Here is a 15,227-nt window from a genome sequence, read left to right as displayed (position 1 = left end):
ACGCGTCAGGACTGCTCGGTCTCCTCGTCCGGACCGGAGAGGCCCGCGAGGTTCGCCGGGTCGGTCGACGCGGCTGCGGTCACCTCCCCGAGCACGAGGTCGACGCCCGCGTCCGCGGGCTCGTCGCTCTGCTCGGCATCGCTCTGCTCGACGTCGCTGTGCTCGACGTCGCTGTGCTCGGCGTCGCTGTGCTCGACGTCGCTCTGCTCGACGTCGCCCTGCCCGGCGTCGCTGTGCTCGACATCTCCGTGCTCGGCCTCGTCCTGCCGGGCGTCGTCGTGGTCCGCGTCGTCGTGCGCGTGCTCGTGGGCGTGGGCCGCGGCCGCAGCGATGGTCGCGAGGGTGGCCTTGACCGCCTCACGGGCCTCGGGGAGCACCGGGACGCTCACCGGCGCGGCCACGGGTGCCGCACCCTTCTTGCGGCGCGAGCGCTTCGGCTCCTCGCCACCCGTCGGCCGGGCGGGCTCGGGCTCGACGGCGATCTTGTCGACCGGTTCGCTGTGCACGATGAACCCGCGCCCGTTGCAGTGCTCGCACGTCTCGCTGAAGGCCTCGACGAGGCCCTGGCCGACGCGCTTGCGGGTCATCTGGACGAGGCCGAGCGACGTGACCTCGGCGACCTGGTGCTTGGTCCGGTCACGGCCCAGGCACTCGACGAGCCGTCGCAGCACCAGGTCACGGTTGGACTCGAGCACCATGTCGATGAAGTCGATGACGATGATGCCGCCGATGTCCCGCAGCCGGAGCTGGCGGACGATCTCCTCGGCGGCCTCGAGGTTGTTGCGCGTGACCGTCTCCTCGAGCGTCCCGCCCGAGCCCGTGAACTTGCCGGTGTTGACGTCGACGACGGTCATCGCCTCGGTGCGGTCGATCACGAGCGAGCCGCCCGACGGGAGCCACACCTTGCGGTCCATCCCCTTGGCGAGCTGCTCGTCGATGCGGTGGGCGCCGAACACGTCACCGCTGCCCGTCCACCGGCTGACCTTGGGGGCGAGGTCCGGCGCCATGGCCGAGACGTACTCCGAGATCATCGACCACGCGTCGTCGCCCTGGACGACGAGCGAGCTGAAGTCGTCGTTGAAGATGTCCCGGACCACGCGGATCGCCATGTCCGGCTCGCCCTGGAGCAGCGCCGGCGCGGACGCGGTCTTGACCTTCTTCTCGATCGCGGCCCACTGGTCCTGGAGGCGCTGGACGTCACGGCGCAGCTCGTCCTCCGACGCACCCTCCGCGGCGGTCCGCACGATGACGCCCGCGGCGTCCGGCACGATCTCCTTGAGCAGCTTCTTCAGGCGCGCACGCTCGTTCTCGGGGAGCTTGCGCGAGATCCCGGTCATGCCGCCCGACGGGACGTAGACCAGGTACCGGCCGGCGAGCGTGATCTGCGACGTGAGCCGCGCACCCTTGTGCCCGATCGGGTCCTTCGTGACCTGCACGAGGACCGAGTCGCCGGACTTCAGGGCCTGCTCGATGCGACGCGGCTGCCCCTCGAGGCCGGCGGCGTCCCAGTTGACCTCGCCCGCGTAGAGCACGGCGTTGCGGCCCTTGCCGACGTCGACGAACGCCGCCTCCATGCTCGGCAGCACGTTCTGCACCCGACCGAGGTAGACGTTCCCCGCCATCGAGCTCTGCCCGTTCTGGGCGGAGCGGGACACGAAGTGCTCGACGAGGACCCCGTCCTCGAGCACCGCGATCTGCACGCGTCCCTGCGACTCGCGCACGATCATCGAGCGCTCGACCGCCTCGCGGCGCGCCAGGAACTCCGCCTCCGTCACGATGGTGCGGCGGCGCCCGGCGTCGCGGCCCTCGCGCCTGCGCTGGCGCTTGGCCTCGAGGCGCGTGGAGCCCTTGAGGGCGGTGACCTCGTCGGAGCCGGTCCGGCCGGCGCGCGAGCGGGTCCGGCCCGACGTCGCAGCGCCGGCGGGCTCGTCGGCCGTGTCGCCGTCACCCCGCGTGGCACGACGGCGCCGCCGACGACGCCGGCTCGAGGCGCTGCCGCCCTCCTCGCCGTCCTCGGTGTCGCCCGCCTCGTCCGCGTCGTCCCGGTCGTCCTGCTCGCCCTGGTCGTCGCCCGCCGCGGCGGTGCCCCGGCCGCGTCCGGCGGGCGCCTCCTCGCCGTCGTGCGCGTCGTCGCCCTCGCCCGCATCGGCACGGTCGCCCGCGCCCGAGCGGCTGCGGCGACCGCGGCCGCCGCGGCGACGGCGACGACGCGGGCCGCCGTCCTGCTCGTCGTCGTCCGCCGGCTCGTCGGCGTCGGTGTCGGCACCCGGCGTCTCGTCGGTCTCCGCGGTCGCGTCCGTGAGGTCGAGGACGTCGTCCTCGACGGACTCCTCGTCGGGCACCGCGGCGTCCGCGTGCTCGTCCTCGAGGCGCGGCGGTCCGGCCGGGGCCTGCGCGCGGCGCCGGCGGGGACGGCTCGTCGGCTCCGGGGCCTGGAAGAGGAGCGCCGTCGCGGGCCGGCGCGGCGTCTCCTCGACCGCGTCCTCGGCGTCACCCTCGGTCTCGGCGTCGTCCTCGGCCGCGGCACCGGGGTCGCTGACGGGCGCAGGACGGTCGGCGCCCAGCGCGGCGAACACGTCCAGCGTGGGCTCCTGACGGCGCCGACCACCACGCCCGCGACGGGCGGTCTCGCTCGGCGCCTCGACGGGTGCGGCGGCCTCGCCGTCCGTCGCGTCCGCCACGGACGGCTCGTCCGTCGCGGCGGGCACCTCGAGCGGAGCAGCTGCGGCGCCCCGGCCCGAGCGCGTGCCGCGCCTGCGGGAGGGACGCGTCGAGCCCTCGTCACCGGCCGCGGCAGACGCCGCCTCGCCGGTCACGACTGCCTCCTGAGGCGTCGTCGCCGCCTCAGCGGGCGCCTGCACCTCGGAGGTCGCCTGAGCCTCAGGAGCCGCATGGGCGGGCGCCCCGGCGCGCGCGACGCCCGAGGTCGCACGCCGGCTGCGGCGCGGACGCGCGGTCGTCTCCTCAGAGCCCGCTGCCGACGCCTGCGCGGGCGCCACCGCCGCGGTCGTGGCCTGCGTGCTCGCCTCGGGCGCGGCGGGGGCGACGGCCTCGGCCGTGCGCGGGGCGTCAGAGCCCGGCTCGGTCACGGGCGCCGTGGCCCGACGGCTCCGCGAGCGCGGGGCCTTGGCGACGGTCTGCTGCGTCTCGGCGGGCGCGCTCGCCGCGGGGGTCTCGACCGGGGCCGCCGCGGCCGCCGCGAGGTCCTCGGTGGCGGGGGCGTCGGTCTGAGCACCGGTCGCACCTGCCCGGGCGCCGCGCGCGGCGCCCCGGGTGCGTGCGGGGCGCTTGGTGGCGGCGGTCGGCTCGACCTCCACCGGCGCGTCGGGCGTGGCGCTCGCCGGAGTGGTCACGCCGGTCGTCGCCCGGCGGGCCCGGGTGCGCCGCGCGGGAGCCGCTGGGGCCTGCTCCGGTGCTGCCGAACGGTCGTCCGCTGAGATGTTCTCGTTCGTCACGAGGTGCTCCAAGCCCGCTGGCTGTCCACACTCGCCGGCCGTCGGGCGGTTCGGTCGTCGCGTGCGCATCGCGCCCCGCGACGGAAGTCGTCGGTGTCGTCTGGCTGGACGGGCGGGCGGCGACGGCGCCTGCCATGTCATCGGCGATGACGGCGGCGCGCGGCGTGCCGCGGACCATGTCCAGCGGAAACGTCGTCGGCCTTCGGGACGGTGTGGCGACCCGTGCAGCCGGCGTCAGTATCGCACAGGGACGGCCGTCCGCCACGGCGGCGCCACGCCTGGGACACGCACCACGCGTCGCCCGTGGCACCCGGCAGGATGTGACGCCCCGTCACCAAAGAGGGACCAAGGTCCCGGTTCGGCCGCTCCCCCGGTTTCTACGGTCGGAGGGACGAGCCGCTCTGCCCGCCCGCTGCCGCACGCGCCCCGAGGAGAGACCGTGGAAGCACTCGACCTGGCCCGGTGGCAGTTCGGCATCACGACCGTCTACCACTTCATCTTCGTGCCCCTGACGATCGGTCTCGCGCCGCTCGTCGCGCTCATGCAGACGTTCTGGGTGCGCACCGGCAACGAGCGGTGGCTCCGCCTGACGAAGTTCTTCGGCAAGCTCCTGCTCATCAACTTCGCGATCGGCGTCGCGACGGGCATCGTGCAGGAGTTCCAGTTCGGCATGAACTGGAGCGAGTACTCGCGGTTCGTCGGCGACGTCTTCGGGGCCCCGCTCGCGATGGAGGCGCTCGCCGCGTTCTTCGTCGAGTCCACGTTCCTCGGCCTGTGGATCTTCGGCTGGGACCGCCTGCCCAAGAAGATCCACCTGGCGTGCATCTGGGCCGTCGCGTTCGCGACCAACCTGTCCGCCTACTTCATCCTCGCGGCGAACTCGTGGATGCAGCACCCCGTGGGTGCGATCTACAACGAGGAGACCGGCCGCGCCGAGATGGTCGACATCGGCGCCGTGCTCAGCAACCCGACGCTCCTCGCGGCGTTCCCCCACACCATCACCGCCGCCTTCCTCACGGCCGGCACGTTCGTCGCGGGCATCGCCGGCTGGTGGATGGTCCGGTCGATCCGCCAGGGCCGCGAGGAGCTCGCCCGGGACGTCTACCGCCCGGCGGTCGTGCTCGGCGTCGTCACGATGCTCGTCTCCGGCGTCGGCATCGGCGCGACCGGCGACTGGCAGGCCAAGCTCATGTACGACCAGCAGCCGATGAAGATGTCGTCCGCGGAGGCGTTGTGCGAGGGCGAGAACGGCGCGTCGTTCTCCCTGCTGACCATCGGCGACCTGTCCAACTCGTGCGACGGCGTCACGCACATCCTGACGATCCCCGGCGTGACCTCCTACCTCGCGTCCGGAGACTTCAACTCCTACCTGCCCGGCGTCGAGGAGCTCCAGCAGCGCTCCGAGGAGCTCTACGGCGAGGGCGTCGACTACCGGCCCAACCTCGCCGTCACCTACTGGAGCTTCCGGCTCATGATCGGGCTCGGCGCCGGCAGCGCCGCGCTGGCGCTGGCCGTGCTCTGGCTGATGCGCAAGGGCCGGGTCGTCTCGCACGCATGGTTCGGCAAGCTCGCGCTCGTCGCCATCCCGACGCCGTTCCTCGCGTCCGCCTTCGGCTGGATCTTCACCGAGATGGGCCGTCAGCCATGGGTCGTCGTGCCCAACCCCAACCCGAGCGGCATCGACGGCGTCTGGATGCTGACCGCGAAGGGTGTCTCGACGGTCGTGAGCCCCGGCATGGTCATCGCGTCGATGGTGGCCTTCACGCTGCTGTACGCGCTCCTCGCCGTGATCTGGTTCCGCCTGATGGTGCGCTTCGCGGCCCACGGCGTCGCGGACACCGAGCCGGACGTCTCGCCCGACAACCAGGGCACGGGCGGCGACCGCCCCCTGTCCTTCGCCTACTGAGGAAGCAGGAGACATGGAGCTGTCGACCGTCTGGTTCCTCCTCATCGCGGTGCTCTGGACCGGGTACCTGGTCCTCGAGGGCTTCGACTTCGGTGTCGGGATGCTGCTGCCCGTCCTGGGCCGCAAGGACACCGACCGCCGCGTGCTGATCAACACCATCGGGCCCGTCTGGGACGGGAACGAGGTGTGGCTGCTGACCGCCGGTGGCGCGACCTTCGCCGCCTTCCCCGAGTGGTACGCCACGATGTTCTCGGGCTTCTACCTCGCGCTGCTGCTCATCCTGCTCGCGCTCATCGTCCGCGTCGTCGCCTTCGAGTGGCGCGGCAAGATCAACGACGACCGCTGGCGGCGCTGGGCCGACCGCGCGCTCGTCGTCGGGTCCTGGGTCCCCGGGGTCCTGTGGGGCGTCGCGTTCGCGAACCTCGTGCGCGGCGTGCACCTGGACGCCGACCACCAGTACGTGGGCACCTTCTTCGACCTGCTCAACCCGTTCGCACTGCTCGGCGGCGCGACGACGGCGCTCATCTTCCTCACGCACGGGGCGGTCTTCCTCGCGCTCAAGACCGACGGCGAGATCCGCGCGCGGGCCGGTGCGCTCGCCGCACGACTCTCCGTCGCGACCCTCGTCGTGGCTGGTGCGTTCGCCGTGTGGGCGCAGCTCGCCTACTCCGTGACCTGGACGTGGGCCGCCACCGCCGCCGCCGCCATCGCGCTCCTCGTGCTCGTCGGCGCCACGCGCATGCGCCGTGAGGGCCTCGCGTTCCTCGCATCCGCGGTGGCGATCGTCGCCGCCGTCGTGCTGATCTTCGGCTCGATGTGGCCGGACGTCATGCCCGCCCTCGACCCGGCGAACTCGCTGAGCGTCGCGGAGGCGTCGTCGACCGACTACACCCTCACCGTGATGACCTGGGTCGCCGTCGTGCTCACGCCCGTCGTGCTCCTGTACCAGGGCTGGACGTACTGGGTCTTCCGCAAGCGCCTGACGGTCGAGCAGATCCCCGAGCACACGGGGCTGCCGCTCGAGCGGGTGTGAAGCCGCTCGACCCGCGCCTGCTCCACCGCGCCCGGGCCGCCCGGCTCTACGTCCTGCTGACCGCCGGCCTCGGGATCCTCACGGCGGCGCTCGTCATCGCCCAGGCCCTCCTGCTGGCGGCCGTGCTCGCCCCGGTGGTCACCGGTACCGCGCGCTGGGACGACGTCGCGCCCACCGTGGCCCTGCTCGCCGCCGTCGTCGCGGTCCGGGCGCTGGTGAGCGGTGCGCAGGAGCGCTTCGCCCACCGGTCGGCGACGCGTGCCACGGCGGAGCTGCGGGAGCAGGTCGTCGCGCACGCCGTGGCCCTGGGGCCCCGCTGGCTCGCCCGGGAGGAGGGCGTCGGCGTCGCGACGCTCGCGACCCGCGGGCTCGACGCCCTCGAGCCGTACTTCGTGCGGTACCTGCCCCAGCTCCTCCTCGCCGTCACCGTGACGCCGGGGGCGCTCGCCGTCGTGCTCGGGCTCGACTGGGTCGCGGCGGCGACGATCGCGGCGACCATCCCGCTGGTCCCGCTCTTCATGGTCCTCATCGGACGCCTGACGCAGGGGTACGCCGAGCGCCGGATGACGGTCATGGCACGGCTCGGGCACCAGGTGCTGGATCTCCTCGCGGGCCTGCCGACGCTCCAGACGCTCGGACGCGAGCGCGGACCCGCGGCGCGCGTGCGCGAGCTCGGCGACGCGCACCGGGTCGCCACCATGGGCACGCTGCGCGTCGCCTTCCTCTCGGGCATGGTCCTCGAGCTGCTCACGACGCTGTCCGTCGCGCTCGTCGCCGTGGGCGTCGGGTTCCGGCTGGTCGGCGGCACGCTCGACCTCCAGACCGGCCTCGCGGTCCTCGTGCTCGCGCCGGAGGTCTACCTGCCGCTGCGTCAGGTCGGGGCGCACTTCCATGCGTCCGCCGACGGCGTGGCGGCCGCCGAGCAGGCGTTCACGCTCCTCGAGACGCCGGCGCCCGGCCACGGCACCCGCCCGGCGCCGGACCTGCGGCGCACCACCGTGGTGCTGCGCGACGTCTGCGTCGCTGCACCGGACCGGGACGTCCTGGCACCCGCCCACCTCGACCTCGAGCTCGCGCCCGGGACGACGGTCGCGCTCGCCGGGGCCAACGGCGCGGGCAAGTCGACCGCGGTCTCCGTGCTCCTCGGCCTCCTGCCCCCCACGGACGGCACCGTGACGCTCGTGCCCGCGGGCACCTCCGAGGCCGCCGAGGCCGCCGAGGCCGACAGGCCCGACGCACCCGGTGAGCCGGGCGGCCCCGACGGGGGCGCGCTCGCCCTCGCCGACGTCGACCCGGCGACCCTCTGGGCCCAGGTCGCGTGGGTGCCCCAGCGGCCGGTCCTCGAGCCGGGGACCCTGCGGGACGCCGTCGCGCACGGTCGCACCGTCGGCGACGAGGCGCTCGGGCGTGCCGCACAGGCCACCGGCCTGGACGCCGTCCTCGCCGGTCTCCCCCAGGGCTGGGACACCCGAATCGGGCAGGGCGGGGTGGGCCTGAGCCTCGGTCAGCGCCAGCGGGTCGCCCTCAGCCGGGCGCTCGTCGCGGACGCCCAGCTCGTGGTGCTCGACGAGCCGACCGCCCACCTCGACGCCGACGGCGAGGCCGTCGTGCTGCGCACCCTGGCCGCGCTCGCCGCGCAGGGCCGCACCGTGCTGCTCGTCGCGCACCGGCCGGCGCTCCTCGCGTGCGCGGACACGGTCGTCACCGTCGTCGCGGAACCCCGCGGGCTCGACGCCGCCCCGGACGCACCCACCGTGTCCGAGGGGGTGCGTCCGTGAGCCCGCGACCCGCGCGCGACGTGCTCCGGCGCGACGACCCGCTGCGCCGAGCCGTCGCGCTCCTCGAGGTCGACCGACGCCGCGTGCTCCTCGCCGTGCTCGCCGGGACCGCCGGCCTCGGCAGCGCCGTCGGGCTCGCCGCGGTGTCCGCCTGGCTCATCGCCCGGGCGTCCCAGATGCCGCCGGTCATGTACCTGACGATCGCCGCGGTCTCGGTCCGCGCCCTAGGTATCTCGCGTGGCGTGCTCCGCTACGTCGAGCGCCTCGTCTCGCACGACGTCGCCCTGCGCGGCATGGCGACCCTGCGCGTCCGGCTGTACGAGCGGCTCGCGGCCGGGGACGCCGGCGCCCTGGTCGCCCTGCGGCGCGGTGACCTGCTCGCACGCGTCGGCGCCGATGTCGACAGCGTCGGCGACGTCGTCGTGCGCGGCCTGCTCCCCGTCGGGGTCGCCGCGACGCTCGGCGTCGGCTCGGTCGTGCTCGTCGGCGCGTTCCTGCCCGAGGCCGGGCTCGCGCTCGCGCTCTGCCTGCTCCTCGCCGGCGTCGTCGCGCCCTGGTGGTCGGTGCGCGCGACGCGCGAGGCGGAGACGCGCTCCGCGCAGGCTCGGGCGGACATGGCGGCGACGACGCTGACGCTGCTCGACGGTGCCGGCGAGCTCGCGGTCGCGGGTCGCACCGGCCAGATGCTCGGCCACCTGCGCCGGGCCGACCGGGACCTCGCCGACGCGAGCGACCGTGCCGCACGCCCCGCCGCCGTCTCCGCGGCCCTCCTGCCCCTCGCGATCGGCCTCGCGGTCCTCGCGGCCCTCGTGCTCGGCATCCCGGCGACCACCGCGGGCCGCCTCGCACCGGTCGAGCTCGCCGTCGTGGTGCTCACGCCGCTCGCGGCCTTCGAGGCCGTCTCGATGCTGCCCGCGGCGGGGGTCCAGCTGCTCCGCTCGCGGCAGGCCGCCCGGCGCATCACCGAGCTGCTCGACGCGGCCGGTGGAGAGCCGTCGCCCGCGGGCGGCCCGGTGCCACGCGGAGGGCGCGGGCAGGCCGCCGGGGCCCCCGGGACGCCCGAGGTCGACGAGCGGCCGGCTGCAGACGGAGCGCGTGACGCGGGGCCTGCACGGCCGGGAGCGGCTGCAGGCACGCTCGTCGCGCGCGGGCTCGCCTGCGGCTGGCCGGGACGCGCCCCCGTGCTCAGGGACCTCGACCTGACGGTCGGGCCGGGGCGCAGCGTCGCCATCGTCGGGCCCAGTGGTGTCGGCAAGACCACGCTGCTCCTCACGCTCGCCGGGGTGCTGCCACCCGTCGCAGGCGAGGTGCGCGCGGGAGGCGACCCCGTCCACGCCCTGACCCGCTCTGCGGCCGCGCGTCGCGTCGCGCTCACGACCGAGGACGCCCACGTCTTCGACACGACCCTCCTGGAGAACCTGCGGGTGGGTCGCGGGGACGTCACGCCCGAGGAGGCCGCGGCCACCCTCGACGCCGTCGGGCTGCGCGCGTGGCTCGACGCCCTGCCCGACGGCCTCGAGACGGTCCTCGGCGCCGACGCGACGCGCGTGTCGGGCGGCGAGCGGCGCCGCGTGCTGCTCGCCCGTGCCCTGCTCGGCCCCGCCCCGGTGCTCCTCCTCGACGAGCCCACCGAGCACGTCGACGCGGGCGCCGCGCGCGTGATGACCGGCCTGCTCGACGGGTCGCTCACCGGCGGACGCGGCGTGGTCGTGGTCACGCACCGCGTCACCGGGCTCGAGGCGGCGGACGAGGTGATCCTGCTCGACCGGACGGGTAGCGTGCGTGCACGCGGGCGTCACCGCGACCTCCTGGGCGTGGACCCGGACGGGGTCGAGGACTCGGACGTCCGCGCCGCGTACCGCAGTGCCTGGACGGCACAGGAGCAGGAGAGCTGATGACCCCCCGGGGCACCGACCACCACGACGGCTCGCTCGCGGCCGCCGACCTGCTCCAGGCCGCGCTGGGCCTCGCGTCCGACCTCGACCTGCCCACGGTCCTCCAGCGCTTCGTCAGCGCGAGCGCGGACCTCACGGGTGCGAAGTACGCGGCGATCAACGTGCTCGACGCGCGGGGGCGGTCCACGACGTTCGTGCACACGGGGATCGACGACCGGCTCGCCGCGATGCTGGGCCGGCCGCCGCACGCGATCGGCGTGCTCGGGTCGATCCCCTCGCACGGGACGCTGCGGCTCGACGACCTCATGCACCACCCCACGTTCAAGGGGTTCCCGCCGAACCACCCGCCCATGGGCTCGTTCCTCGGCGCCGCGGTCCGGGTCCGCGACCGCGTGTTCGGCTACCTGTACCTCTCCGAGAAGGCCGGCGGGTTCACCGACGAGGACGACGAGGCCGTCATCACGCTCGCGGCCGCGGCCGCGGTGGCCATCCAGAACGCCCAGATGTACGCCGAGTCCGAGCGCCGCGAGCACTGGCTGCGCGCGGGCCAGCAGATCACCACGATGCTGCTCTCGGGTGCCGAGGAGGAGGAGGTCCTCGCGCAGATCGCCGCCTCGTCCCGCGAGGTCGCGGGAGCCGACACGGCGGCCCTCGTGCTCCCCGGGCTCAGCGACACGTGGGTCATGGAGATCGTCGACGGCGTCGGTGCCGACGAGCTCATCGGGACGGTCATGCCGCCCGACGGCCGCGCACGCACCGTGCTGCGTGACGGCAACGGGCTCGTCGTCGACTCCCTGTCACGGGCGCGTGCGATGCGCGTCGACGCGATGCGCCAGTTCGGCCCGGCCCTGTACGCGCCCATGCAGTCCGACGGTCGCGGGGTCGGCGTGCTCGTCCTGCTGCGCCGCAGCGGCTCGGCCCCCTTCGGGCCCTCCGACCTGGCGACCGCGGAGACCTACGCCGCGCAGGCGGCGCTCGCGCTCGTCCTCGCCGAGGCGCGCCACGCGCAGGACGTCGCCGCGCTGCTCGACGAGCGCGAACGCATCGCCCGCGACCTCCACGACCTGGCCATCCAGCAGCTCTTCGCGACCGGCATGCAGCTCGAGACGGTCCGACGACGCGCCGCGCGCGGCGTCGACCCCTCCGAGCTGACGGGGATCGTCGAGGACGCCCTCGACAACGTCGACTCGACCGTCCGCCAGATCCGGTCGATCGTGCACGCCCTGCGCGACCCGGACGCGTCCGCACCGCTCGCGGAGCGGCTGCGCCGCGAGGCGTCGCTCGCCCGCACGGGCCTCGGGTTCGCCCCGTCCCTCGTCATCACCGTCGACGGTCGCGTGCTCGACTCGGCGGAGGCCCTCGACGGGGACGCGGGGGCGATCGACGACCGCGTGGGCGAGGACATGGGCGACGACGTCGTGGCAGTCGTCCGGGAGGGTCTGGCGAACGCCGCCCGGCACGCGCGTGCGACGGCGGTGGCCGTGCGCATCGACGTGGGCGGCGAGGGCCCGACCGGGCGCATCACCGTCGAGGTCGAGGACGACGGTGCGGGACTGCCGCCCGAGCGCGACCGCAAGTCGGGGACGGACAACCTCGCCGCGCGCGCTCGCCGCCACGGCGGCACGTTCACGCTCGGCGCGACGAGCGAGGGCCGCGGGACGCTCCTGACCTGGCAGGCGCCCTTCTCGGGCCGCGCGAGCGCCTGAGCCGAGCTCTCCCCGCGCGGCAGCGGGTCCGCCGGTTCAGGCAGTCGGCCCGGCCGCTGGGAAGGGCCGGGCTACGGGGACGGCGCGGGGGGCTACTCCCCCGGCTCGCTGCGCCACGAGCTGTGCTTGTGGCCCGCGACCCACGCCGCGACCTGCGTGCGGCGCTGGAGGCCCATCTTCGACAGCAGCGACGTGATGTGGTTCTTGACCGTCTTCTCCGCGACACCGAGGCGCTCGGCGATCTCCCGGTTGGACATGCCCTCACCGATGAGGTCGAGGACCTTGCGCTCGCTCGGAGTCAGGTCGGCCGTCGGGTCGTCGTGGTCGGCGCGGCGCCGCGTCACCGTCCGCTCGTCGAGCAGGGTGCGGCCCGCGGCCACGGAACGGATGACGTCGGCGATCTCGGCGCCCCGCACGCTCTTGAGCACGTACGCGGCGGCACCCGCCTGGAGGGCCGCGGCGAGCGCGTCGTCGTCGTCGAACGAGGTCAGCACGATGGCCCGGGTCTCGGGGAGGGACTCGCGCAGCGCTGACATGAGGTCGATGCCCGTCCCGTCGGGCAGCTGCAGGTCGACGAGCATGACCTGGGGGCGCACGAGCGTCGCGCGCCGGATGCCCTCGGCGACCGAGCCGGCCTCGGCGACGACCCCCATGCCCTCGGAGCGGTCGATCACCTCCGCGATACCCCGCCGGACCACCTCGTGGTCGTCGACGATCATCACGGCAATGTCAGCGGGGCGCCCTGTCGGGGGCGGGACGTTGGCTACCACGTTCGGCATCCTAGAGAACTCGGCGCGATGCCGCTTGAAGGCGTGCCGCACGCGGACGCGGCTGGCACCGCGGGCAGCTGAACGACGAGCGGTTCATGAAGGCCTCCCGGACCAGCGGCGTGCCGCACCGCGGGCACGGTCGGCCACCCTGCCCATACACCGCGAGGGACCTGTCGAAGTACCCCGAAGCACCGTTGACGTTGACGTACAGCGCGTCGAAGCTCGTCCCACCGGCGGTGAGCGCCTCACCCATGACCTCCGCGGCGGCGTCGAGCAGGCGCGTGACCTGGACGGGCCGCAGCCCGTCGGTCGGGCGTCGACCGTGCAGCTCGGCCCGCCACAGCGCCTCGTCGGCGTAGATGTTGCCGACGCCCGAGACGAGGGTCTGGTCGAGCAGCGCACGTTTGACCTCCGTGCGCCGACGCCGCAGGGCCGCGACGAGCGCGGCCCGGTCCAGGTGCGGGTCGAGCAGGTCGCGCGCGATGTGCGCGACGGGTCCCGGCACGGCGGCGACGTCGGAGCCGTGCCCACCGGGCGCGCCGTCGGACGTCGGGACGAGGTCGGCGAGCATCAGGTGCCCGAAGGTCCTCTGGTCGACGAAGTCGAGGACGAGCGGCCCGGCCGCTTCCTCCGACGCGCCGGGGGCCGGGTCCGCCGCGGGCCCGAGGGCGAGCCGTGCCCTCAGGTGCCGGTGGCCCGGCTCGGCGAGCTCCCCGCCCGAGCGCACGAGGAGCTGTCCGCTCATGCCGAGGTGCGCGAGCAGGGCCTCTCCGGAGCGCGCGTCGTCGAGCAGGAGCCAGAGGAACTTCCCGCGCCGGACCGCGGCCGACAGGGTGCGGCCCACGAGCCGGTCCACGAAGTCGTCCGGACCACCCGCGTGACGCCTGACGCTCGACCCGCGCAGCACCTGCGCACCCGTGACGGTGCGTCCCAGGACGTGCCGGTCCAGCCCGTCACGAACGGTCTCGACCTCGGGCAGCTCAGGCATGTGCCCTCCCGGCTCGTCGGGCGGTCAGGGGTGCGGCGTGCGGGCCGGTCAGTCCGCCGCGGGCCCGGCAGGGCCGGTCCTCGCGGCGAGCACCTGGAGCGCCCGGTACGCGGCCGCGGCGGCCTCCTGCTCCGCGATCTTCTTCGCGGTGCCGGTGCCGGTCCCCCGGACCTCGCCGCCGATGACGATGCGCGCGGTGAAGACCCGCGCGTGGTCGGGCCCCTCGCCCTCGCACTGGTACTCGGGCGCGCCGAGCTCGAGCCGTGCGGCGAGCTCCTGGACGGACGTCTTCCAGTCGAGCCCTGCGCCGAGGTCCGCGGCGATCACCAGGGTGGGCTCGACGAGACGTTCGACGACACCGCGTGCGACCTCGAGGCCGTGCGTGAGGTAGATGGCCCCGAAGAGCGCCTCGAGCGTGTCGGAGAGGATCGAGTCCTTGTCCCGCCCGCCTGTCGCGAGCTCACCCTTGCCGAGCAGGACGTACTCGCCGAGGCCGAGCTCCCGCGCGATCGCCGCCAGCGAGCGCTGGGAGACGGTGGCGGCGCGCATCTTCGCGAGCTCACCCTCCGACAGGTCGCTGTGGCGTCGGTAGAGCGTCTCCGTGACCACCAGGCCCAGCACGGTGTCGCCCAGGAACTCGAGGCGCTCGTTCGTCGGGATGCCGCCGGCCTCGTGAGCGAACGACCGGTGCGTCAGGGCAAGCACGAGAAGCTCGGCGTCCAGAGGGACGCCGAGCTTCTCGTGGAGCTGGGTTGCAGGCGCCACGGTCATCGACCGGTCACCTGCACGCGTACCACGACCGTGAGGTCAGCGGGACTCGTGCTCGGTGCGCAGCGCCTCGGCGTACTGCCGGCCGTTGTAGGCGCCACAGGCCGGGCACGCGACGTGCGGCAGCTTGTCGGCCTTGCAGCGCGGGCACGTGGTGAGGGTCGCGGCAGTCGTCTTCCACTGCGACCGACGCGCACGGGTGTTGCTGCGCGACATCTTGCGCTTCGGAACAGCCACGGCTAGCTCTCTTTCGTGTCGTCGAACATGCTCTTCACCCGGTCGAGCTCAGCCCACCGGGGGTCCAGGATCTCGTGCGTGTGGTCCGCGTTCTCCGGGTCGGCCAGGCGTGCCCCGCACTGGGGGCACAGACCCGGGCAGTCCGGCGAGCAGACCGGGCGGAACGGTAGCGCAGGCACCACCGAGTCGCGCAGCGCGGGCTCGAAGTCGATCAGATCGCCCTCGAGCTCGCGCACGTCCTCCTCGTCGTCCCCGTCCTCGATCGCGACGCGGGCACGCTCGGGGTAGACGTAGAGCTCCTGGACGCCGGCGTCGATGTCCTCGACCACCTCGCCCAGGCAGCGCACGCACTCCCCGACGGCCCGGCCCCGGATCGTTCCGGAGACCAGGATCCCCTCCATCACGGCCTCGAGCCTCAGGTCGAGGTCGAGGTCGTCACCGGTGGGGATGCCGATCACGGCGGTACCGAGATCCTCCGGCGCAGGGACCGTCCGCTGGATCGTCCGCATCGTCCCCGGTCGCCGACCCAGCTCGTGCGTGTCGAGCACGAACGGCGAACGGGCATCGGGGGTGATCGGGCGCTCCACGGCGTCTGGTCCTGGTGTCGAGGGGTCTCGGTCCACGCCACGAGCGGCAGGACCAACCGGCAATGCTACGGCATCGCAGGGGGCCGCCCAAACGCCCGGGCCGC

11 protein-coding genes are annotated in these 15,227 nt (G+C 74.5%); 5 read left to right on the top strand and 6 right to left on the bottom strand.

Translation table 11 applies throughout. The annotated features are described in order from the left end of the window. Positions 1 to 5: 5 nt before the first annotated feature. Positions 6 to 3,353: an Rne/Rng family ribonuclease gene (locus FZ988_RS04250; RefSeq protein WP_246169199.1), complete on the bottom strand. Its 3,348-nt coding sequence runs from the start codon at positions 3,351 to 3,353 to the stop codon at positions 6 to 8. 541 nt (positions 3,354 to 3,894) lie between these two features. Here FZ988_RS04250 and FZ988_RS04245 point away from each other — a divergent pair. From FZ988_RS04245 to FZ988_RS04225, 5 genes are read left to right on the top strand one after another with little or no spacing between them, the layout of a single operon-like run. After that, positions 3,895 to 5,361 (top strand): cytochrome ubiquinol oxidase subunit I, encoded by a 1,467-nt coding sequence (locus tag FZ988_RS04245; protein WP_149202763.1) that lies wholly within the window; start codon positions 3,895 to 3,897, stop codon positions 5,359 to 5,361. Positions 5,362 to 5,374: 13 nt separating this feature from the next. Continuing rightward, positions 5,375 to 6,394 carry a cytochrome d ubiquinol oxidase subunit II gene (gene cydB / locus FZ988_RS04240; RefSeq protein WP_149202762.1) on the top strand — a complete coding sequence of 340 codons (1,020 nt, stop codon included), beginning with the start codon at positions 5,375 to 5,377 and terminating at the stop codon, positions 6,392 to 6,394. Further along, the gene (gene cydD / locus FZ988_RS04235) at positions 6,391 to 8,172 is read left to right on the top strand and encodes a thiol reductant ABC exporter subunit CydD (protein WP_149202761.1); all 1,782 of its coding nucleotides are present in this window, start codon (positions 6,391 to 6,393) and stop codon (positions 8,170 to 8,172) included. Before cydB ends, cydD begins: the two co-directional genes overlap by 4 nt. Further along, positions 8,169 to 10,067, top strand: coding sequence for a thiol reductant ABC exporter subunit CydC (gene cydC, locus FZ988_RS04230; protein ID WP_149202760.1), 1,899 nt, complete (start codon positions 8,169 to 8,171; stop codon positions 10,065 to 10,067). The genes cydD and cydC overlap by 4 nt, the downstream gene beginning before the upstream one ends. Beyond that, a complete protein-coding gene (locus tag FZ988_RS04225) occupies positions 10,067 to 11,773 on the top strand; it encodes a GAF domain-containing sensor histidine kinase (protein ID WP_149202759.1) in 1,707 nt (568 codons plus the stop codon). Before cydC ends, FZ988_RS04225 begins: the two co-directional genes overlap by 1 nt. Positions 11,774 to 11,865: 92 nt before the next feature. On the opposite strand, the gene FZ988_RS04220 is transcribed toward FZ988_RS04225, so the two are convergent. The 5 genes from FZ988_RS04220 to FZ988_RS04200 form a co-directional block, all read right to left on the bottom strand. Next, entirely contained in the window at positions 11,866 to 12,492 is a 627-nt protein-coding gene (locus FZ988_RS04220; RefSeq protein WP_149202758.1) for a response regulator, read from the bottom strand. Positions 12,493 to 12,553: 61 nt separating this feature from the next. After that, positions 12,554 to 13,531 carry a bifunctional DNA-formamidopyrimidine glycosylase/DNA-(apurinic or apyrimidinic site) lyase gene (mutM, locus tag FZ988_RS04215; protein ID WP_149202757.1) on the bottom strand — a complete coding sequence of 326 codons (978 nt, stop codon included), beginning with the start codon at positions 13,529 to 13,531 and terminating at the stop codon, positions 12,554 to 12,556. A gap of 48 nt (positions 13,532 to 13,579) precedes the next feature. Next, on the bottom strand, positions 13,580 to 14,302 hold the full coding sequence (gene rnc / locus FZ988_RS04210) for a ribonuclease III (RefSeq protein WP_149202756.1): 723 nt from the start codon (positions 14,300 to 14,302) through the stop codon (positions 13,580 to 13,582). 36 nt (positions 14,303 to 14,338) lie between these two features. Continuing rightward, positions 14,339 to 14,536 carry a 50S ribosomal protein L32 gene (rpmF, locus tag FZ988_RS04205; protein WP_149202755.1) on the bottom strand — a complete coding sequence of 66 codons (198 nt, stop codon included), beginning with the start codon at positions 14,534 to 14,536 and terminating at the stop codon, positions 14,339 to 14,341. 2 nt (positions 14,537 to 14,538) lie between these two features. Next, the gene (locus FZ988_RS04200; RefSeq protein WP_149202754.1) at positions 14,539 to 15,123 is read right to left on the bottom strand and encodes a YceD family protein; all 585 of its coding nucleotides are present in this window, start codon (positions 15,121 to 15,123) and stop codon (positions 14,539 to 14,541) included. Positions 15,124 to 15,227: the final 104 nt, after the last annotated feature.

Source organism: Actinotalea subterranea (genome assembly GCF_008364845.1).
Lineage (GTDB): Bacteria > Actinomycetota > Actinomycetes > Actinomycetales > Cellulomonadaceae > Actinotalea > Actinotalea subterranea.
This window is presented reverse-complemented; position numbering and strand designations above follow the sequence as displayed.

What these genes read in the sequence shown, in the direction of transcription:
- cydB (WP_149202762.1), top strand. Translation starts at nt 5,375, where the DNA reads ATGGAGCTGTCGACCGTCTGGTTCCTCCTCATCGCGGTGCTCTGGACC.
- FZ988_RS04225 (WP_149202759.1), top strand. Translation starts at nt 10,067, where the DNA reads ATGACCCCCCGGGGCACCGACCACCACGACGGCTCGCTCGCGGCCGCC.
- FZ988_RS04220 (WP_149202758.1), bottom strand. Translation starts at nt 12,492, where the DNA reads ATGATCGTCGACGACCACGAGGTGGTCCGGCGGGGTATCGCGGAGGTG.
- mutM (WP_149202757.1), bottom strand. Translation starts at nt 13,531, where the DNA reads ATGCCTGAGCTGCCCGAGGTCGAGACCGTTCGTGACGGGCTGGACCGG.
- rnc (WP_149202756.1), bottom strand. Translation starts at nt 14,302, where the DNA reads ATGACCGTGGCGCCTGCAACCCAGCTCCACGAGAAGCTCGGCGTCCCT.